We start from the raw sequence: 19,321 nt of genomic DNA on the forward strand, positions 1-19,321 counted from the left end.
ATCATTTTCTGTTGTATAACCTTGAACTCTATTCGCTATCACGAACCGCCTCAGGTGTTATGAAAATTGGCACTAAAGAGTGTAATAAGATTCCTCGCGTCTTGCTGATGATTATCCCAACAAATTTTTCCTTTCAGACCACAACGCGAGGTGAGTTATTCAAAAACCAGCTTTTTTCTCCGGCCATGCCACGGCGGGGATCCCTGCAAATGCTGGACGGGCAAACAGATGCCCCTGAAACAGCGAAATGCCTGCTGACTCCAGCCACATCCACTCTTCCGGTTTTTCAACGCCCACAGCGCACACTGAAATCTCCAGCGATGTACAACTTTTGATAATGCCTAAAATGATCGCCTGGCGCGGGCCGCTCTTATGAACGTCCTCGATCAGTTCGCGGTTGATCTTAATACGCTCCGGCTGAAAGCGGGCCAACAGCGACAGGCCAGCAAAGCCAGCGCCGAAATGGTCAATTGCCACGCGAATACCGGCGGCTTTCAACTGGCGGATAGCCCCAGTGAATTCTTCAAGACGCGAGATAATCTCTTGTTCGGTGAACTCGACGATAATCTGATCCGGCACCAGCCCGTGCTGATGAATTTCCTGAACCAGAAATTCCACCGCGCCGGGGATCTTCACTAATGTCATCGGCAGCAGGTTAACCGACAGGCTTTGTTTGCCGATATTCAAGGCAGCAGCCATCGCAAAGGCGACGGTTTTGCTTTCAAGATCCGCCTGGTAAACCTCATCGCCAGCCCGCTCTGCAAACCAGGCCTGCGGCGAACCGCCGTCCGGTGTACGCAGCAACGCTTCCAGCGAGACCACTTCCTGGGCAAGTGGGTCGATAATCGGCTGGAAGGCGAAACTGCAATTCTCCGTTTGCGCCGCCGGTGATTGCGCGGTTACAGCGCTGCCATCAGGGATAAAATCCCAGGAATCAGCGGCCGGAATTTCAAAATAGTTTTCTTTTTCCCTGGCCTCGACAAAGGTGCGGAAGAATTGCAACGCGCGATCATCGTAGGTTAACTGGTATTTAGAGGTGCCTTTATCCAGCACCGTCTGAAGCACCTGGTTACTGTCATGCTCTCGTAAATCAAACAGTTCCATCCCCGACTTACCAAAACGCCGCGCGGGCGCGTAATCCCGCAGCAGTTCCACCACGTTGTAATGGCGCACGTCTTCGCAAATATGACGATAGATTGTCAGCACACTTTCTTCTGGCCCTTCAAGCAATTGAAAAAAGTGCGTGCCGTTAAACAGCAGAATGCCGGTAATGTCGGCATGACCATTTTTGTTATTTGCTGCGTCGACCATTTCTTCCAGCGTTTTAACCGGAACGTTGTCGCAGATATGGCTGCGATAAATGATGGTGGTGAGCATGACAATTCCAGGTAGGTGTATGAAGCGCCACAGTATCAGATGACTCACGCGAGGTCTTGTCATGATTAAGGCTTATCTTAATCAACCGGGGCGGATGCGCGGCGCAAAATGGCTTCATTTCTGATAGCTCGCAGGCAGCCCGCTTTTTATAAACAAATTTCTTACATCTTAATTGGTTGGCAAGCTAATTGTTAAATATCCCTGGATAAGATACAGGATATATTTTGAAGCGAGCTTTGGGAGATGTATCGATTTTCACCGTATACAACGTTGTACAATCCGCTCATAGAAAAAAAGAGTGGTTTTATCTGATTGAATTTAAGGATTTTTAATAATTTCGCTAAAAAAGCCTTGTGTGTTTGTACAATTTCGATGTACAACTTTAGTCATCTTGTATACTTTCCTTAAACTTTACTGATTCTGAATATTACTGGAGTGACATATGCAACAGAACGGTTACCTTCCGGGAAGCGCTAATGCCATTGCCCGTTATTTCAATAAGGCGGCATTGCCATCCCAGCAGGAAACGCTCGGGCAGATTGCAGTGGAGATCCTTCGGGATGGCCGCAATTTGAGCCGGAAGGCTATCTGCACCAAATTACTTCGCCGGCTCGAACAGGCATCCGGGCCGGAAGAGGAAAGTCACTACCATACGTTGATTGGCCTGCTTTTTGAGCGCCATGACGAAACCGCCTAATAGCGACTGGTTACCTGGTTATTAAGTCAATTCTGGCGGGAGTAATACTCAGGTTACACAGAGGTCGGCCGACCTGGAGCTGACCTTCTTCCCCGGGTAACTGCCTCAATGCCGCGTATCCGACCGGAAGAATGCGGCAATCAGAGACGCAGTTATGAACAGAAGTGAAATTGAGCAACTGACAGATGAAATTATTGGTGAGGCAGTTCTCTTCCTGCTTAAGGAAAACCTGCCTGTCAATTTTCAAGCCCTCATCAGGATGCTGCGGGCAATGACGTCCGGTGAAACCGACGTTCAGCGACGCAAGTTAATTGTTAAGGTTATCGCTGAAGTGAGTAATACCGTGGTCACAACGCGGCACAAGCCAGTTCCTGATGAAAACGCGTTGGGCAGGGATGCCAGAAAAAGCACGGGTAACGTTTACCCGTTGTTCAGCGACAGCCCGCAGCCAGGCAACAGTAAAAAACACTGACTGCATCTCATCACTCATGCATAAGGATGTAAGTAAATGAGCCAGGTAATGATTAAACAATCAGATGCCTATACCAACGTGCCCGATACTGCGCTGTCCAACTATTTCCGTAACGCTGGGGAAATGCTGGCCGAAGAGTCTTTACTGCTCGGTACTGTGGTAAACAGTATTATCGCTTCGCAAGAGCTGCTCACTAATAAAACTATTATCGTGCGATTGATGGCGGCGCTGAAAACCACCGAGGACGCGGTGAAGGGCGACATCATTCGTAAGACCCTGGAAATTGTCGTTAATCATACTACTGAAGATATTTAAGACCGGTATGTGTCAGGCGAAACCTTCACCGCGAAGCGTTTATATTATTGAGCATCGTCGCGGTGAGGCGTGGTTTTCGCGTTACTGATTTCCCTTCGTTATTATTTCCCCTACCAAATATGATGGATTTCCGGTAGCCGATTATTCCTCGGCTAAAATTATCGTGCCCGCAGGAATGCACTTATTAAGGAGATCATTTTGCAACGTGCACTGGTAATCATGTCGTTTTCCCTGCTGCTCGCAGGCTGCGCCGAATTCTCTTCCTCCGTTACCAATACGATTGATGCGATGGGGATGACCCCCGAGTATGCAAAGGGGACCACGCAGAAAGATCTGCAAAATCATAAATTAGAAACACCCTCCATTTCGGTGGCGGACAACGTACCGGAAGGAAAACTGATTGAGCGTTATGATAACGGCAATAAAAAATTCGAAACCGTAGTAAAAAACCGCTGCTTTAACGAATACATCGATCTTTATTATCCCAACGGTCAATTACGCACCCATACGCCGCTGGTGAATTGCAAAGCGGAAGGCAAATCCCAGGGGTATACCCAGGATGGTAAATTACGCACGGTCATTAATTATAAAAATGGACTCGCTGAGGGTGAAGTCTCGGCCTATGACGCGAATGGGAAAATCACCAAAACCGTTATTTATAAAGACGGTTATCCGGCGGATAAATCCTGATAACGCAGCGTGGCGCGCTAAGAGTGTTCTGTTTCCGCGCCACCGTTTCGTTCGGGCAACTATAGTTAGAGGGTAAATACGATAAATACACTGCAATGCACGGGAGAAAACCATGCGAGCGAAAATCCTTATTACCCCTATTTTAGCCGCCAGCGCGCTGTTGTTTATTAGCGGTTGCTCTTCTAACCAGTCGGTTAAAACCACCGACGGCAGCACGATTGTTACCGATGGTAAACCTGAAGTGGATAGCGATACCGGGCTGGTCTCTTATGAAAATGCCGAAACCGGTAAAACCGAGCAGATTAACCGCGATCAGGTTAAATCTATGAGTGAACTGGATAACTAACCTGCAAGGCGTATGGCAACTTACTGGCCATACGCCTTTATCTCCTTAAACCCCTGCATTCTACGCTGTTACCTTCATCGTTATTCTCATAAATGCAGCCTGTATAACTCTAAAGCGGTATTTGTGACATTATTGTCGTACTATTATCCATGAATCCAATGTGGTTATGGGCGCGGGTTAGTTTTACTACCTGATAATTTCATGGTGTGACGATAAATATGTGATAACGGTGTTATTATGAGTGAAGAAATTGTAGGGAAACCGCTTTATTTGTTAATTGCTAATTGGGTCATGGCGCAAAATCGTTGGGTGAGTGCAAAGGAAATTGCCGGGGAGTTTGATATTCCTCAGTGCAAAGCGATAAATACAATTTCTTATATTCTTTCGCAGGTTGGGGAGATAATGTGTGAAACCAAGACTATCCCTAATCAGCTTGAGGGCCGAGGTTGCCAATGCCAGCGATTAGTGAAAGTCAAACATATCGATTCGCATATTCACACTCGCTTCCAAAACAGCCCACAAAATAAAGACGAATTGGCGGTTGCATTACCTCGACAATCAACTCGGGTTGGAGAGGAAATGAACCGGGAACAAAAGTGGCTAATGATGCTTTCAAAATCGCAGCGCCGTTAAACTGACATAGCTGAAAGAGCCTGAATGCCAGGCTCTTTTGAAGACTGATTTCATAACGCTGTGGGTTTTACGTCGGTGATGCCCTTTAAACGGCGGCGTTGAGGCTCCTGCTCCGTCAACGGTGTTGCCTCCTGTAATCCTGCCAAACACCGTTGCACTAAGTCCTGGTACTCTTTGGTGTTTAATCTCTTCCAGTAAAGCTCCCGCTCGGTCACGTCCCGTCGATAGCTGGCCGGGCTGCCTATCAGCATTTGGCGAGGTTCGCCGATAAAGCCTGCTTTCACAAAACTCATCGCCGCCACAATACTTTCTTCACCAATAACAGCGCCATCCATGATAACGCTGTTCATGCCCACCAGGGTGTCACGTCCAATAACGCAACCATGCAATACCGCACCATGCCCGATATGGCCACCTTCGTAGACGATGGTGTCCATATCGCAATATCCATGCATGATGCAGCAGTCCTGAATATTTGAACCGGCTTTAACAATAAGCCGCCCATAATCACCACGTAATGATGCATGGGGTCCAATATAGACATTTTTTTCTATAATCACGTCGCCGATAATAACAGCGCTGGGATGAACATATGCGTCTGGGTGTATTACTGGAGTTAATCCTTCAAATGAATAAATACTCACATTGCGCTCCTTTACATTGTTATTAGCGACCTTTCCACACCGGCGAACGTTTTTCAGCAAACGCGAGCGGGCCTTCGCTGGCATCTTCTGAATGCAATACGGCGGGATAATGATGTAATACACCGCTGCGAATATGTCGGTAACCCTGTTCTACTGATAATTCGCGGGTTTCGCGATAGATTTCTTTTAATGCAGCAACGGCGAGTGGTGCGCTTTCAATGATCCTGGAGGCCAACTCTCTTGCACTTGCCATTAATTCGCCAGCTTCAACGACGCGATTAACAATGCCCCAGCGCAGCGCTTCTTCGGCATCCATATGTCGCCCCGTCATGACCATTTCATTGACGATAGCCGGAGGAAGTATTTTAGGTAAGCGAAGTATGCCGCCGCTATCGGGCACAATGCCAAGACGCGACTCGGGTAAAGCAAAGCGGGCATTGCTGGCGCACACAATGAAATCTGCCGCCAGCGCTAGTTCAAATCCCCCTCCGAAAGCGTAGCCATTCACGGCAGCAATTACCGGTTTATCCAGATCGAATAACTCGGTAAGACCGGCAAAGCCGCCCGGACCAAAATCAGCGTCCGATGCTTCGCCGTCGGCTGCTGCTTTTAAATCCCAGCCCGCAGAAAAAAAACGCTCTCCTGCGCCGGTAATGATTGCTACGCGTAATTGCGGATCGTCCCGAAAGCGCATAAAGAGTTCACCCATGGCGAAGCTGGTCTTTGCGTCAATCGCATTGGCCTTGGGTCTGTCGAGAATAATTTCAAGAAGAGATCCGTTACGGATAATATGCAGTGATGAGTTCATAGGGTTTGATATCCTTATAGATATGGGATCCTGAGAGGGGACGCCGGACAGGCAAGCCAGCGATTATTTCAGGTATTTTCTGATGATTTTCCCCGTACAATTGCGCGGGAGATCGCTGCAAAACTCGACGGAAGTGGGCACCTTAAATTTTGCCATCGCGTTTTCGCAGAACAGGAAGAATTCACTCTCATTAAGCTTTTCGCCCTCATTAACCACAACGAAGGCTTTTAGTGCCTGGTCGCGTAAGGCATCGTGTATGCCAATGACCGCTACGTCCTGAATAATAGGATGGCTGGCGATAATATTTTCGATCTCCGTACAAGAGATATTTTCACCGCCACGCTTAATCATATTGCAGCTACGGTCGATAAAATAAAAAAATCCTTCCTCAGTGACATAACCAAAATCGCCGGTATGTAGCCAGCCACGGTTGTCGAAGGTGCGCGCTGTGGCGTCGGGATGGTTGTAATACTCTTTAAACAGCGTCTTTCCAGGCTCGCCCTTAATGCAGATTTCTCCCGTCTCACCGTAGGGGAGCGGCTGATTCTGGTTATCGCGGATTTCCACCTGATAGCCAAACCCTACCCGCCCGATAGATGGCCAGCATCGTTTGTCGCCAGGGCGATCGCCAATTACGCCGACGATGGTTTCGGTCATACCGTATGAGGTCAGCAGCCTGACATTAAACCGTTCGATAAAGGCGTCTTTCTCAGCAGCCGAAAGATGAAGATAAAAAAGTATGTCTCGCAGGCAATGATGGCGTTCTTCCGGAACCGAGGGTTGCATCATCAGCGTTCTGATCATCATTGGTATACATTCGGTGACGGTAGCCCGGTACCGGCAAACTTGTTTCCAGAACGCACGCGCACTGTATTTTTCCAGCAGAACAAAAGTTGCCCCCACAGAAAAGGCCGCCATTGCGGCGGTGCACTGGCAATCAATGTGAAATGCGGGCATTGAGGTCAGATAGATGTCATCCTCACGCAGAGCGCACTGCCAGGAAGAGTAATAGCCTGCAAAACGTAAGTTGTAATGGGTGATAACGACACCTTTAGGCCGGGAAGTGGTGCCAGAGGTAAATAATATTTCCGCCGTATCCTGCGGACTGAGCGGCGGCAGAGTAACCAATGCTGTGGGCTGGCCTTGACGCAGGCGGTGAAAATCAATGGTATCGTCGTCAACATCGCACAGCGTTTCGGCGATCAGGCAAATACGTTGCAGTGTGGTTTGCCGGGTTGCTTTAATTTGCCGATACATCGGGTAAAACGGAAGGGATGTGACAACCAGGCGCGCCAGGCAATTCTTCAGTAGCCAACTGCTCTCATCGCCCATCAGGCGCGCATTGATGGGAACAACGATCGCGCCAATCTTTGCCAACCCAAACCAGCAAAAAATAAATTCCGCGCAGTTATCCAGATGCAATGCCACCTTATCGCCTTTAACTATACCCAGCGTGGTAAACAGGTTAGCCGTGCGGTTAATTTCGTCATTAAGCACGGCGTAGCTGTATTGCATGGCCTTGCCCTCGCAGGACTCAACTATCAGCGCAGTTTTTTCCCTGTATGTACTTGCCAGGTCATCCCACATCTGACGTAAGTCTTGCTCGCCGATGATATCCATTGCATCCCGATCCCTGTTGTTATAAAGCCAGCACGGGCCTCCGGCGGCCCGGGTATCTGGCTATGGTTAAGCGTTTATTTTTGCCAAGCCTTTTTCAGCAAGCGCGACGATCTCGCTCTCGCTGTACCCGATATTTTTCAGAATAGCGGCGGTGTCCATGCCATGTGAAGGCATGCCGCGCCAAATCTGGCCGGGATTATTTTTAAATTTAGGCATGACATTTGGACCGCGGCAGCTTTTGCCATCCAGCGTTTGCCATTGGGTAAGCGACTCCCGGGCAAGATATTGCGGGTTATGCTCAAGTTCCGGGATGGCTAATACTTTCGCGCTGGCGATATTCAATTCAGCAAGGCGGCCCAATACGTGTTCTATTGTGTGGGAGGCAAGCCAGCCGTCGAGTTTTTCTTCAATCAATTCCCCAAAGGGGCACTCGATACGGTGTATTAACTGCGTCCCCGACGGAACTTCCGGGGTGCCCAGGAGATGCGCCAGGCCTATATCTTTAAAAATTTCTTCAACTTGCGTGATGCCGACAATTTCCATCACGATGTAACCGTCCTGACAGCGGTACAGACCACAACCGGCGTAGTAGGGATCCTTTCCTTTCGTCATCCGGGGGCAAACCTCGCCGCCATTAAAATAATCCATCATGAAATATTGACCCATACGCAACATGACTTCATACATTGCCACATCAATGCTTTCGCCAACGCCTGTCTCCCGGGCCTTGGACAGTGCGGCAAGGGAGGCGGTGGTCGCAGTCATGCCAGAAAAATAATCCGCTGTGTAGGGGAATGCGGGCATCGGTTGGTCTTTATCGCCGTTCTGGATCAGGTAGCCGCTAAAGGCCTGGGCGATGGTGTTATACGCGGGTAGATGCGTGTATTCCTCGGTGCCGTATTGGCCGAAACCCGATAAATGGGTAATGATCAACTTTTTGTTGCGTTGCCATAGCACCTCATCGGTAATTCCCCGGCGGGCGAATGCCGGACCTTTACTGGCTTCTATGAAAATATCCGTGGTTTCCATCAGCTTCAGAAAAGCTTCACGACCCTCGTCTTTAAAAATATTGAGCGACAGGGCATGTAAGTTTCTGCGTGACAGTTGAGGGTAGTGCGGCTGAACGCGGATAGTGTCCGCCCAGGCGACGTTTTCTATCCAGATCACTTCTGCACCCCATTCGGCAAACATCTGCCCGGCAAAAGGACCGGCGATTTCAATCCCGGAAAAAACCACCCGCACACCAGAAAGTGGGCCGAACTCAGGCATAGATAATTGAGAAGTCATAATATTTCCTTTGACATTCACTTTTAACGGCCTGGGTTGAGAGATACCCAAAGCCGTTAGCAAGGCAGATGATTAGCGATATTTTTTCAATACCGCGCGGCCCAGCGTCAGGATCTGCATCTCGTCAGAACCGCCGGAGACGCGGTCAACACGCAAATCACGCCAGAAGCGGGTGATGCGATGATTGCCTGCAATACCTACGCCGCCTAAAACTTGCATGGCGGAATCCACCACTTCAAAAGCGGCATTGGCGCAGTAAAATTTACACATTGCCGCATCGCCCGAGGTGATTAAGCCGTTATCACTTTTCCACGCGGTCTCCAGAAGCATGTTTTTCATCGCGTTCAGTTTGATCGCCATATGGGCAAATTTTTCCTGAATTAACTGGAAGCGGCCGATCGTTTCGCCAAACTGAACGCGCTGGTTGGCATAGCGCGCGGCGTCTTCGAAAGCGCACATCGCCGTGCCGTAGTTGGTCAACGCAACCAGGAAACGCTCATGGTCGAACTCTTCTTTAACGCGATTAAAACCGTTGCCTTCACGACCAAAGCAGTCTTTTTCTTCCAGTTCCACCTCCTCGAAGACCACTTCACAGCAACTGTCCATACGCAAACCCAGTTTTTCGAGCTTGTTCACTTTAATGCCGGGTTTGGTCATATCGACGCACCATTCCGTAAAGATGGCGTTTTCAGGCGAGGCGCCATCGCGTGCCATGACCACCAGAAAGGGGGTATAAGCGCTACTGGTAATAAAGCATTTATTCCCGGTTAGGTAGACTTTGCCGTTTTTACGGGTGTAGGTGGTTTGCAGGCTCCCCACATCGGAACCCGCGCCCGGTTCGGTGATAGCGGAATTCCACATTTGTTTGCCGGTGCCACGGAACGCCATAATGTTATCAATCTGCTCCTGAGAACCCTCGCGCAGGAAGGTATTGAATCCGCCAGGCAGTTGGTACAACACATAAGTTGGCGCGCCAAGGCGGCCCAGTTCCATCCAGACCGCCGCCAGGGTAACGAAACCGGCGTCTAACCCACCATGTTTTTCGGGGATTAATAAGCTGTCGATGCCCATCTCCGCCAGGGCTTTGACGAAGCGCTCTGGATACTGACTGTCGCGATCGCACTGCGCGAAATAGGCTTCCCAGTTTTCACTGGCCATTAATTCACGAATACCGGCGACAAACAGTTCCTGTTCATCATTCAACGAAAAATCCATCTTTAAACCTCTTCAGTGTGGAGTCATGGGGCAGTAAAAATCACTCTTTCCAGTGCACTTTGGCGTCTTTGATAAACGAAAGCGTGACAAGAATATTGACGAAAAATAGGGGACATCCGCCGGCAATGATGGCGGTTTGAATGGGTTTAAGCCCGCCCAGCGCCAGCAGAATGATGCCGATGATTCCTACCAGAATTGACCAGCCGATACGAACGAGCAGTGGCGGTTCTTCACCTTCTTTTACGGCACGGCAGGTGGACATCGCCAGCGTATAAGAGCAGGCATTGATCAGCGTAACGGTGGCGATAAAGCACAGCATAAAGAAACCCCACATGGTCGCGGTACGCATCGGTAACGCAGCCCAGGTCTCGATAATGGCGCGTGGTACGCCGTATTGTTCAATCAGATGGGGAATGTTGATGAGGTTTTGATCCATCAACAGCAAAGTGTTGCTCCCCAGAATGGTCCATAGCAGCCAGGTGGCGGCAGAAAGGCCAGCGACCATGCCAAGGCACAATTCGCGAACCGTGCGGCCTTTGGAAATGCGCGCCAGGAAAATGCTCATCTGGATGGCGTAAATGACCCACCATGCCCAGTAGAAGACGGTCCAGCCCTGCGGGAACCCACTTTTGCCGATCGGGTCGGTATAGAACAGCATTCGGGGCAGGTACATCAACAGCATCCCGATAGAATCGGTGAAGTAGTTAATCATAAAGCTGGCACCGCCAACAATGCACACCCAGCCAAGCATCAACAAGCTCAAGTAACTCCGCACATCGCTGGCGATCTTGATCCCTTTTTGCAATCCGCAGGCAACGCAAATGGCATTTAGCACGATCCAACAGGAGATAATTATTGCATCCAGCTCCAGCGTGTGCGGAACGCCGAACAGATACTGGATACATTCCGTCACCAGCGGCGCGGCCAGCCCAAGACTGGTCCCCATCGCAAAGATCAGCGCCACCAGATAAAAGTTGTCGATGACAACGCCAAATAATCCGCGAGCGTGCTTTTCACCCACGAGCGGCGTCAATGTAGAGCTTGGACGAATCACATCCATTTTGCGGACAAAGAAAAAGTAGGCGAATGCCACAGACAGGAAGCTATAGGTCGCCCAGGGCAGCGGGCCCCAGTGCAATAAGCTATAAGCCAGACCAAATTCTTTAGCGGCAGTGGAGTTTGGCGCCAGGCCAAAGGGTGGGCTGGAGATGTAATAGTAAATTTCGATGGAACCCCAGAACAGAACCGCTGCGGAGGTGCACGAGGCGAACATCATAAAAATCCAGCTGGCGGTGCTGAATTCCGGCGGCCCGTCGCCCAGACGTTTTTTCGCATACGGGCCGAATACCAGCCAGAACCAACCGGCGAACATCACAACCATATACCACTCGAACGCCCAACCCCACACCGATGTCACGTAACTGAATACGGCATTGATGACGTTATTTGCAGCATCCAGATCGCTTACCGTCAGCCAGCATAATATGCCGACGATTATTAAGGGTGGGAAAAAAACCTTAGGTTCAATTCCTGGCTTTTTCTTTTCATTGATCATATTTAAATTCCAATTTTATTACATATTGGCAATATTATTTGTCACGTGTTTCCCTTTCATTTGGCGTGACTGAGGCAATAAATAAAACTTTAGCGAGAACGGTATGGCCTGAGCTTTAAGATATTGCCGGAAAATAATGAATACAGGGCTTGGTTTATTCTGTTAAATGGATCACAGAGTCGCGGGGTGGGGAGCCGGGTGAGAGGGGGTGTTTTTAAATTATAAAAATAAAATCAACGATTTATTTGTTTTTCTGGTGCGAGTGATGGGTAGGAGTTTTCAATATTGGTGAGGTGCCAGGCAATACTGAAAATACATTATTTGAATGCTGAATGGTCTTCAGTATTGGTGATGTAGATTTTATTTTTAGCCTTCTTTGCATGTTATTTATTTATTGTATTGCCGATGTGTTCGATACTTAATGACTATTCTGGAGATGTAATGAAGATAATTACATGCTACAAGTGCGTGCCGGATGAGCAGGATATTGTAGTAAACCACGCGGATGGCTCATTGGATGTGAGCAAAGCTCAAACTAAAATAAGCCAGTATGATTTGAATGCTATTGAGGCTGGATGCCAACTGCGTCAACAGATCCCTGATGCGCAGATCGTTGCGTTAAGCGTTGGCGGTAATGCGCTGAATAATGCGAAAGGCCGTAAAGACGTGCTTTCTCGCGGTCCGGATGAATTAGTGGTAGTCATTGATGATGCGCTTGAACAGGTGCTTCCGCATCAAACAGCCTCCGTGTTAACCGCTGCTGCCCGGAAAATAGGCTTTGATTTAATCGTCTGCGGCGATGGCTCAGCCGATCTTTATGCTCAGCAGGTGGGCTTGCTACTTGGTGAAGCGCTCAATATTGTCGCTGTCAACGGCATTAGCCATATTCTCGCGCTAACGAATGACGCCATCACCGTCGAACGAGAACTGGAAGATGAGATTGAAACGCTTATCCTCCCGTTGCCTGCCGTTATTGCAGTATCAACAGATATAAACGCCCCGCAAATCCCATCGATGAAAGCCATTCTTGGCGCAGCGAAGAAACCTGTACATGCCTGGACACTGGCCGATCTCAGTATCGGTACGCCTGAGGCACGTTCGACGCAGTGCGTTAGCGCACCCACTCAGTGCCAACGTCAGCGCTTGATTATCGAAGGCGATGGTGATGACCAGATAGCAGCATTTGCCGAGCATGTGCGCAAAATTATTCATTAAGAGGGAGCAAAATGAGCAAGTTTTCAAGCTGTTGGGTATTTACAGATGCTGCGGCTCGTCTGGCGGAATTAATTGGCGGGGCGCAGCAACTGGCGGAGCAGGTTCATGTATTCGCATTGACACAGGCTGAGGCTGAAAGCGCTTTTGCACTCGGCGCGAGCGAAGTATGGATATTATCCGGGAAACCGCAGGACCGAATGATTGAAGATTACGCCGATGCCATGACAGAGACGGTACGCGCGTACAGCGACTCAGGGCTGGTGCTGCTTCCTACGACACGGCGCGGCAAGCTCCTTGCCGCCCGCCTTGGAGCCAGGCTTACGGCAGCGGTAGCGAACGATACCAGCATGTTAACTATTGAGAATGGCTGTGCGGTGGCGAAGCATATGGTTTTTGGCGGTCTGGCGATGGGTGACGAAACGCTGCTCTCCCCCTGGTCAGTGGTGACGTTAAGCGCAGGCGCGTTTGAGCCTGCATCGCTCAACGGTGGCGTCAGCGGCACTGCGAAAACAGTGATGTGGAAATCGCCGAAAACGGCGGTGATTTGCACTGCGTCGCAGGCGAAACAAAGTAACACCGTCGATCTGGATAAAGCGAAGCGTGTGGTGAGTGTAGGCCGGGGTATCGGCAATAAAGAGAATATCGCGCTGGCCTCAGCGCTTTGTCAGGCAATTGGCGCGGAGCTGGCCTGCTCACGGCCCGTGGCAGAAAACGAAAAGTGGATGGAGCACGAACGCTATGTCGGCATCTCAAATCTGATGCTCAAACCCGACCTGTATCTGGCGGTGGGGATCTCCGGGCAAATCCAACATATGGTGGGAGCCAATGGCGCACAGACGATTGTTGCGATTAATAAAGATAAAAACGCGCCGATTTTCCAGTATGCGGACTACGGCATCGTGGGCGACTTGTTCAAGGTATTGCCTGCGTTAACCGCAGCGTTATCACGTTGATTACCAAAACAGGGAACCCGGAGGGTTCCCTGTTCACTATAAGGTTCCGGAGAACGTATGTCCGAAGATAACTTCGATGCCATTATTGTCGGTGCAGGGCTGGCGGGAATAGTTGCTGCGCTGATTCTGGCCCGGGAAGGCGCGCAGGTGTTAGTCATTGAACGCGGTAATTACGCGGGGGCTAAAAATGTCACCGGCGGGCGCCTTTATGCTCACACGCTGGCGCGCATTATTCCTGGCTTTGCCGATCATGCTCCCTTAGAGCGACTTATTACACGGGAAAAGCTGGCTTTTTTGACGGATACCGCTGCCGTCAGTATGGATTATCTAAACGGTGAGTCCGTCGATCCGGCCCAAGCCTCCTGGTCGGTATTGCGCGCCAAATTTGATCCCTGGCTAATGGAGCAAGCGGAAGCTGCTGGCGCGCAATTTATCAGCGGGGTCCGCGTCGATAACATCATTCAACGCGACGGCAAGGTTGTCGGCGTCGAGGCGGATGGTGATGTGCTGGAGGCCAGCGTAGTGATCCTCGCGGACGGGGTGAACTCTTTACTGGTGGAGCAGTTGGGCATGGCGCAGCGGGTAACGTCCAGGGACGTCGCCGTGGGTGTGAAAGAGCTCATCGAACTCCCTGAGGCAACGATCCGCGAGCGTTTTAATCTGCAAGGCAATGAAGGCGTTGCCTGCCTGTTTGCCGGTGCGCCAACAGATGGCCTGATGGGCGGCGGCTTTTTATATACCAACCGTACAACCTTATCCCTGGGCCTGGTTTGCGGCCTGCACCATATCAGCGCCTCATCAAAATCTGTTCCGCAAATGCTGGAAGATTTCAAACGCCATCCTGCCATCGCGCCATTAATTGCCGACGGCAAGATGATTGAGTATGCCGCCCATGTCGTGCCTGAGGCAGGTATCACTATGCTGCCGACGCTAACGGGTGACGGCGTATTGATTGCAGGCGATGCGGCAGGCATGTGTATGAATCTGGGCTTTACCATCCGGGGTATGGATTTGGCGATGAGCTCTGGCGAAGCGGCGGCCAAAGCGGTTCTAAGCGCAATGCGCAGTGGCGATTTCAACCAGCAGGGGCTGGCTGATTATCAGCGCCATCTTGATAACAGCGTGCTGCGAGATATGCGCGCTTATCAGCGTTTACCAGCGTTTCTTGATAATCCGCGAATGTTTACCGCTTACCCTGCCATGGCTGCTGGCGTGATGCATTCTCTGTTTACTGTTGATGGCAAATCGCCAGTGCCGCTACGTAAAACCCTCTGGGGGCACGCGAAACATATCGGACTCATCAATCTGGTTAAGGATGGCATTAAAGGAGTGAAGGCCCTATGAACGCCCCCGTTAATGTGGACGTCAAACTTGGCGTCAATAAATTCAATGTCGATGAAGCGCATCCTCACATCGTTATCAAAGGGCAACCGGATAACGCCGTGTTGGATCTCCTGACCCGCGCTTGTCCGGCCGGGCTATATAAAAAGCAGGAGGATGGTTCGGTACGCTTTGACTACGCTGGCTGCCTGGAGTGTGGAACCTGCCGGATCCTGGGACTGGATAGCGCCCTGGAAAGCTGGGAATACCCGCGCGGTACGTTTGGTATTGAGTACCGGTACGGTTAAGCCCAACCGCTCACCACTCGCTGATAATAACAGGACAACGCGATGCAACAGCCCAGAAATTTTGATGATATGCAATTTTCAGCCATCCACCGCCGTATCATGCTGTGGGGCAGTGGTGGCCCCTTTCTGGATGGCTATGTACTGGTAATGATTGGAGTGGCGCTTGAGCAACTGACGCCTCTACTGCATCTGGACGCGACATGGATTGGCATGTTGGGTGCCGCCACGTTGGCCGGGCTGTTTATCGGCACGTCTTTATTTGGCTATATTTCCGATCGGGTTGGGCGTAGGAAAATGTTTCTGGCCGATATTATCGCTATCGGCCTGATTTCTGTCGCCACGATGTTTGTTTCATCGCCTGTGGAGTTGTTGGTTATGCGGGTTTTAATTGGCATCGTTATCGGTGCCGATTATCCGATAGCCACCTCAATGATTACCGAATTTTCCAGTACCCGCCAACGCGCCTTCGCCGTCGGATTTATTGCGACCATGTGGTACGTCGGGGCCACTTGCGCCAATCTGATTGGCTGGTGCCTTTATGATATTGAAGGCGGCTGGCGTTGGATGCTGGGTAGCGCATTTATTCCTTGCGTCATTATCCTGATTGGACGGTTTGATTTACCGGAATCCCCACGCTGGCTGATTCGTAAAGGGCGGGTCGCGGAGTGTCAGCAGATGATGGAGAAAATTTTCGGCGAACCGGTGATGTTTGATGAAGAACCCCCGCAGCAGACACGATTTCTTCAGTTATTCAATAAACGCCATTTTCCCTTTGTGCTTTTTGTCGCCATTATCTGGACCTGTCAGGTGATCCCAATGTTTGCAATTTACACCTATGGGCCACAAATTGTCGGATTATTAGGCTGGGATCAGGGCAAGAGTGCGGCGTTAGGTAATGTTGTCATTAGTCTGTTTTTTATGTTGGGCTGTTTACCGGCCATGTACTGGCTGAACAGTATTGGGCGACGCCCGTTATTAATTGGCAGTTTCGCCATGATGACGCTGGCGCTAGCGTTGCTGGGTCTAATCCCTGATTTAACGATGTGGCTGGTGGTGCTGGCTTTCGCGATATACGCCTTTTTTTCTGGCGGACCGGGGATTTTACAGTGGTTGTATCCGAATGAATTATTTCCTACCGATATTCGCGCCTCGGCGGTGGGCGTCATTATGTCGCTTAGCCGGATCGGCACCATTATTTCCACCTGGCTACTGCCGTTATTTATCGCACAGTATGGAGTAAACCGCGCGATGTTGATAGGCGCGTTGATCTCCCTGATTGGTCTGGTCGTTTCTGTGATTCTGGCACCTGAAACCCGGGGGTTGTCATTACTGAAAACCGCGAATATGACCATATTAAAAAATAAACCCTAAATGAAGTGTGCTTTAGTGTTCATGTCGTTTTCTTTAAAAATCGCTTATCGTTATTGGATGCATTAGCGAAACGAGAACGACATGATTTTAATTATTTATGCCCATCCTTATCCGCAGCATTCCCATGCCAATAAGCGGATGATTGAGCAGGTGGAGGCGCTGGACGGCGTCGAAATCCGCTCGTTGTACCAACTTTACCCTGACTTCACTATTGATATCGCTGCCGAACAGCAGGCGCTGGCGCGGGCCGATCTGATTGTGTTGCAGCACCCGATGCAGTGGTACAGCATTCCGCCCTTACTCAAACTGTGGGTCGATAAAGTGCTTTCGCACGGCTGGGCCTACGGGCACGACGCCTGCGCGCTAAAAGGCAAAACCCTGATGTGGGCCGTCACCACAGGTGGTGGAAACAATCATTTCGACATTGGCGATCACCCCGGTTTTGACGTGCTGGCGCAACCGCTTCAGGCCACGGCGCTCTATTGCGGGATGCGCTGGCTGCCGCCGTTCGCCATGCACTGCACCTTTATCTGCGATGACGAGACCATTGCGGCTCAGGCGCGACACTATAAACAGCGGTTAATCGACTGGCAGGAGACGCATCATGGATAGCCATACCCTGATTCAGGCGCTGATCTATCTGGGTTCCGCCGCGCTGATTGTGCCGATTGCCGTGCGCCTGGGGCTTGGATCGGTGCTGGGTTATCTTATCGCTGGCTGCCTGATTGGCCCGTGGGGATTGCGGTTGGTGACCGATGCAGAGTCAATTCTGCACTTCGCGGAAATCGGTGTGGTGCTGATGCTGTTTGTGATCGGCCTGGAACTCGATCCGCAGCGCCTGTGGAAACTGCGTGCCTCGGTATTCGGCGGCGGCGTATTGCAAATGGCGGCGTGCGGGTTGGCGCTCGGCGGCTTTTGCGTGGCGCTGGGGCTTTCCTGGAAAATTGCCGTACTGATTGGCCTGACGCTGGCGCTTTCCTCTACCGCCATTGCGATGCAGGCGATGAACGAACGCAACCTCACGGTTTCCCAGCTTGGACGCAGCACCTTTGCCGTGCTGCTCTTCCAGGATATCGCCGCCATTCCGCTGGTAGCAATGATCCCGCTATTAGCCAGCAGCGGGGCCGCCACCACGCTCGGCGCGTTTACCCTGTCGGCATTAAAGGTGGTGGGCGCGCTGGCGCTGGTAGTGCTGTTAGGGCGCTATGTGGCGCGTCCGGCGCTGCGCTTTGTGGCGCGATCCGGTTTACGCGAAGTATTCAGCGCCGTGGCGCTGTTCCTGGTATTCGGCTTTGGTTTGCTGCTCGAAGAAGCCGGGCTGTCGATGGCGATGGGCGCGTTTTTAGCGGGCGTTCTGCTGGCGAGCTCGGAATACCGCCATGCACTGGAAAGCGATATCGAGCCGTTTAAAGGGCTGCTGCTGGGGCTGTTCTTTATTGGCGTCGGCATGTCTATCGACTTCGGTACGCTGATCGACAACCCGCTGCGCATCCTGGTGCTGTTAGTTGGCTTCCTGGTCATTAAGGCCGTAATGCTATGGCTTATCGCCCGGCCGTTGGGGGTGCCGCGCAAACAGTACCGCTGGTTTGCCGTGCTGCTGGGGCAAGGGAGTGAATTTGCCTTTGTGATTTTTGGCGCGGCGCAAACCGCGCAGGTGCTGGATGTGACCTGGGCGAAATCCCTGACGCTGGCGGTGGCGCTCTCAATGGCCGCAACGCCGATATTGCTGGTTCTGCTGACGCGGCTGGAGAAAAACGATTCGGCGCAGGCGCGCGAAGCCGACGAAATCGATGAAGAACAACCGAGAGTGATTGTCGCGGGGTTCGGGCGCTTCGGGCAGATCTCGGGCCGTTTGCTGTTATCCAGCGGTGTAAAAATGGTGGTACTCGATCACGACCCAGACCATATCGAAACGCTGCGTAAATTCGGCATGAAGGTGTTTTACGGCGATGCCACGCGGGTAGATTTGCTGGAATCCGCTGGCGCAGCGAAGGCGGAAGTGATCATCAACGCCATCGATGACCCGCAGGCCAGCCTGCAATTAACCGAGCTGGTAAAAGAGCATTTTCCAAAACTGCAAATCATCGCCAGGGCGCGCGATGTGGATCATTACATTCGCTTACGCGAAGCGGGCGTAACGCTGCCGGAACGTGAAACCTTCGAAGGTGCATTAAAAGTTGGTCGCCTGGCGCTGGAACAGCTTGGCGTGGGGCCGTATGAAGCGCGTGAGCGAGCCGATCTGTTTCGCCGCTATAACACCCAGATGGTGGAAGAGATGGCGCAGGGCGCGCACGACACGGCGGCGCGGGCTGACGTGTACAAGCGCACCAGCGCCATGCTGACAGAGATCATCAGCGAGGACCGCGCGCATCTGTCGGTGATCCAGCGCCATGGCTGGCAGGGCACCAAAGAGGGTAAACACACCGGGAACCCGGATGATGCGCCGGACAGCCAGCCGACACCGTAATTAAAAACGCCCCGGCATGCCGGGGCGT

20 protein-coding genes are annotated in these 19,321 nt (G+C 51.2%); 13 read left to right on the forward strand and 7 right to left on the reverse strand.

The window, feature by feature from the left end; translation table 11 throughout:
- Nucleotides 1-159: 159 nt before the first annotated feature.
- Complete coding sequence (locus tag RT120_RS05565; protein ID WP_312980479.1) at nucleotides 160-1,377, reverse strand: diguanylate phosphodiesterase; 1,218 nt, start codon at nucleotides 1,375-1,377, stop codon at nucleotides 160-162.
- A 442-nt stretch (nucleotides 1,378-1,819) separates the two neighbouring features.
- Between RT120_RS05565 and ycgZ the strand changes: the two genes are divergently transcribed.
- The 6 genes from ycgZ to caiF all read left to right on the forward strand — a co-directional run bounded on the left by ycgZ (nucleotide 1,820) and on the right by caiF (nucleotide 4,530).
- Entirely contained in the window at nucleotides 1,820-2,074 is a 255-nt protein-coding gene (gene ycgZ / locus RT120_RS05570; protein WP_312980481.1) for a regulatory protein YcgZ, read from the forward strand.
- 154 nt (nucleotides 2,075-2,228) lie between these two features.
- The gene (locus RT120_RS05575) at nucleotides 2,229-2,546 is read left to right on the forward strand and encodes a hypothetical protein (RefSeq protein ID WP_312980484.1); all 318 of its coding nucleotides are present in this window, start codon (nucleotides 2,229-2,231) and stop codon (nucleotides 2,544-2,546) included.
- Nucleotides 2,547-2,594: 48 nt separating this feature from the next.
- Complete coding sequence (locus RT120_RS05580; protein WP_312980487.1) at nucleotides 2,595-2,861, forward strand: biofilm development regulator YmgB/AriR family protein; 267 nt, start codon at nucleotides 2,595-2,597, stop codon at nucleotides 2,859-2,861.
- 198 nt (nucleotides 2,862-3,059) lie between these two features.
- Nucleotides 3,060-3,551 (forward strand): toxin-antitoxin system YwqK family antitoxin, encoded by a 492-nt coding sequence (locus tag RT120_RS05585; protein WP_312980490.1) that lies wholly within the window; start codon nucleotides 3,060-3,062, stop codon nucleotides 3,549-3,551.
- A gap of 112 nt (nucleotides 3,552-3,663) precedes the next feature.
- Nucleotides 3,664-3,897: a YgdI/YgdR family lipoprotein gene (locus tag RT120_RS05590; protein WP_312980493.1), complete on the forward strand. Its 234-nt coding sequence runs from the start codon at nucleotides 3,664-3,666 to the stop codon at nucleotides 3,895-3,897.
- A gap of 291 nt (nucleotides 3,898-4,188) precedes the next feature.
- Nucleotides 4,189-4,530, forward strand: coding sequence for a carnitine metabolism transcriptional regulator CaiF (caiF, locus tag RT120_RS05595; protein WP_409515029.1), 342 nt, complete (start codon nucleotides 4,189-4,191; stop codon nucleotides 4,528-4,530).
- Between the two features lie 50 nt (nucleotides 4,531-4,580).
- On the opposite strand, the gene caiE is transcribed toward caiF, so the two are convergent.
- The 6 genes from caiE to caiT all read right to left on the reverse strand — a co-directional run bounded on the left by caiE (nucleotide 4,581) and on the right by caiT (nucleotide 11,659).
- The gene (gene caiE, locus RT120_RS05600) at nucleotides 4,581-5,174 is read right to left on the reverse strand and encodes a carnitine operon protein CaiE (protein ID WP_312980499.1); all 594 of its coding nucleotides are present in this window, start codon (nucleotides 5,172-5,174) and stop codon (nucleotides 4,581-4,583) included.
- 22 nt (nucleotides 5,175-5,196) lie between these two features.
- Nucleotides 5,197-5,982: a crotonobetainyl-CoA hydratase gene (gene caiD, locus RT120_RS05605; RefSeq protein ID WP_312980502.1), complete on the reverse strand. Its 786-nt coding sequence runs from the start codon at nucleotides 5,980-5,982 to the stop codon at nucleotides 5,197-5,199.
- A gap of 63 nt (nucleotides 5,983-6,045) precedes the next feature.
- The gene (gene caiC / locus RT120_RS05610) at nucleotides 6,046-7,602 is read right to left on the reverse strand and encodes a crotonobetaine/carnitine-CoA ligase (protein WP_312980505.1); all 1,557 of its coding nucleotides are present in this window, start codon (nucleotides 7,600-7,602) and stop codon (nucleotides 6,046-6,048) included.
- A gap of 66 nt (nucleotides 7,603-7,668) precedes the next feature.
- Nucleotides 7,669-8,889: an L-carnitine CoA-transferase gene (caiB, locus tag RT120_RS05615; protein WP_409515026.1), complete on the reverse strand. Its 1,221-nt coding sequence runs from the start codon at nucleotides 8,887-8,889 to the stop codon at nucleotides 7,669-7,671.
- Between the two features lie 72 nt (nucleotides 8,890-8,961).
- Nucleotides 8,962-10,104 (reverse strand): crotonobetainyl-CoA dehydrogenase, encoded by a 1,143-nt coding sequence (gene caiA / locus RT120_RS05620; protein ID WP_312980507.1) that lies wholly within the window; start codon nucleotides 10,102-10,104, stop codon nucleotides 8,962-8,964.
- A 40-nt stretch (nucleotides 10,105-10,144) separates the two neighbouring features.
- Nucleotides 10,145-11,659 carry an L-carnitine/gamma-butyrobetaine antiporter gene (gene caiT / locus RT120_RS05625; RefSeq protein WP_312980509.1) on the reverse strand — a complete coding sequence of 505 codons (1,515 nt, stop codon included), beginning with the start codon at nucleotides 11,657-11,659 and terminating at the stop codon, nucleotides 10,145-10,147.
- Nucleotides 11,660-12,100: 441 nt separating this feature from the next.
- On the opposite strand from caiT, the gene RT120_RS05630 reads away from it, so the two are divergent.
- From RT120_RS05630 to kefC, 7 genes are all read left to right on the forward strand, one after another.
- Complete coding sequence (locus RT120_RS05630) at nucleotides 12,101-12,874, forward strand: electron transfer flavoprotein FixA (protein ID WP_312980512.1); 774 nt, start codon at nucleotides 12,101-12,103, stop codon at nucleotides 12,872-12,874.
- 11 nt (nucleotides 12,875-12,885) lie between these two features.
- Nucleotides 12,886-13,827: an FAD-binding protein gene (locus tag RT120_RS05635; protein ID WP_312980515.1), complete on the forward strand. Its 942-nt coding sequence runs from the start codon at nucleotides 12,886-12,888 to the stop codon at nucleotides 13,825-13,827.
- A gap of 57 nt (nucleotides 13,828-13,884) precedes the next feature.
- Entirely contained in the window at nucleotides 13,885-15,171 is a 1,287-nt protein-coding gene (gene fixC, locus RT120_RS05640) for an FAD-dependent oxidoreductase FixC (RefSeq protein ID WP_312980517.1), read from the forward strand.
- Nucleotides 15,168-15,455, forward strand: a complete 288-nt coding sequence (fixX, locus tag RT120_RS05645) for a ferredoxin-like protein FixX (RefSeq protein WP_312980521.1) — start codon at nucleotides 15,168-15,170, stop codon at nucleotides 15,453-15,455. Before fixC ends, fixX begins: the two co-directional genes overlap by 4 nt.
- 42 nt (nucleotides 15,456-15,497) lie before the next feature.
- Nucleotides 15,498-16,826 carry an MFS transporter gene (locus RT120_RS05650; protein ID WP_312980524.1) on the forward strand — a complete coding sequence of 443 codons (1,329 nt, stop codon included), beginning with the start codon at nucleotides 15,498-15,500 and terminating at the stop codon, nucleotides 16,824-16,826.
- Nucleotides 16,827-16,907: 81 nt separating this feature from the next.
- Nucleotides 16,908-17,438: a glutathione-regulated potassium-efflux system oxidoreductase KefF gene (gene kefF, locus RT120_RS05655; RefSeq protein ID WP_312980526.1), complete on the forward strand. Its 531-nt coding sequence runs from the start codon at nucleotides 16,908-16,910 to the stop codon at nucleotides 17,436-17,438.
- The gene (kefC, locus tag RT120_RS05660; RefSeq protein ID WP_312980528.1) at nucleotides 17,431-19,293 is read left to right on the forward strand and encodes a glutathione-regulated potassium-efflux system protein KefC; all 1,863 of its coding nucleotides are present in this window, start codon (nucleotides 17,431-17,433) and stop codon (nucleotides 19,291-19,293) included. Before kefF ends, kefC begins: the two co-directional genes overlap by 8 nt.
- Nucleotides 19,294-19,321 lie beyond the last annotated feature (28 nt).

Origin of the sequence: Atlantibacter sp., from assembly GCF_032062175.1 — a bacterium.
In the GTDB taxonomy this organism is placed as follows: domain Bacteria; phylum Pseudomonadota; class Gammaproteobacteria; order Enterobacterales; family Enterobacteriaceae; genus Atlantibacter.

Bases quoted from the DNA above. Each gene is read 5' to 3' on its own strand.
- kefC (WP_312980528.1), top strand. From the start codon at position 17,431: ATGGATAGCCATACCCTGATTCAGGCGCTGATCTATCTGGGTTCCGCC.
- RT120_RS05650 (WP_312980524.1), top strand. From the start codon at position 15,498: ATGCAACAGCCCAGAAATTTTGATGATATGCAATTTTCAGCCATCCAC.
- RT120_RS05635 (WP_312980515.1), top strand. From the start codon at position 12,886: ATGAGCAAGTTTTCAAGCTGTTGGGTATTTACAGATGCTGCGGCTCGT.
- RT120_RS05580 (WP_312980487.1), top strand. From the start codon at position 2,595: ATGATTAAACAATCAGATGCCTATACCAACGTGCCCGATACTGCGCTG.
- kefF (WP_312980526.1), top strand. From the start codon at position 16,908: ATGATTTTAATTATTTATGCCCATCCTTATCCGCAGCATTCCCATGCC.
- RT120_RS05590 (WP_312980493.1), top strand. From the start codon at position 3,664: ATGCGAGCGAAAATCCTTATTACCCCTATTTTAGCCGCCAGCGCGCTG.
- fixC (WP_312980517.1), top strand. From the start codon at position 13,885: ATGTCCGAAGATAACTTCGATGCCATTATTGTCGGTGCAGGGCTGGCG.
- caiT (WP_312980509.1), bottom strand. From the start codon at position 11,659: ATGATCAATGAAAAGAAAAAGCCAGGAATTGAACCTAAGGTTTTTTTC.
- RT120_RS05630 (WP_312980512.1), top strand. From the start codon at position 12,101: ATGAAGATAATTACATGCTACAAGTGCGTGCCGGATGAGCAGGATATT.
- caiC (WP_312980505.1), bottom strand. From the start codon at position 7,602: ATGGATATCATCGGCGAGCAAGACTTACGTCAGATGTGGGATGACCTG.
- caiD (WP_312980502.1), bottom strand. From the start codon at position 5,982: ATGAACTCATCACTGCATATTATCCGTAACGGATCTCTTCTTGAAATT.
- caiA (WP_312980507.1), bottom strand. From the start codon at position 10,104: ATGGATTTTTCGTTGAATGATGAACAGGAACTGTTTGTCGCCGGTATT.
- caiF (WP_409515029.1), top strand. From the start codon at position 4,189: ATGGCGCAAAATCGTTGGGTGAGTGCAAAGGAAATTGCCGGGGAGTTT.
- caiB (WP_409515026.1), bottom strand. From the start codon at position 8,889: ATGACTTCTCAATTATCTATGCCTGAGTTCGGCCCACTTTCTGGTGTG.
- fixX (WP_312980521.1), top strand. From the start codon at position 15,168: ATGAACGCCCCCGTTAATGTGGACGTCAAACTTGGCGTCAATAAATTC.
- RT120_RS05575 (WP_312980484.1), top strand. From the start codon at position 2,229: ATGAACAGAAGTGAAATTGAGCAACTGACAGATGAAATTATTGGTGAG.
- RT120_RS05565 (WP_312980479.1), bottom strand. From the start codon at position 1,377: ATGCTCACCACCATCATTTATCGCAGCCATATCTGCGACAACGTTCCG.
- ycgZ (WP_312980481.1), top strand. From the start codon at position 1,820: ATGCAACAGAACGGTTACCTTCCGGGAAGCGCTAATGCCATTGCCCGT.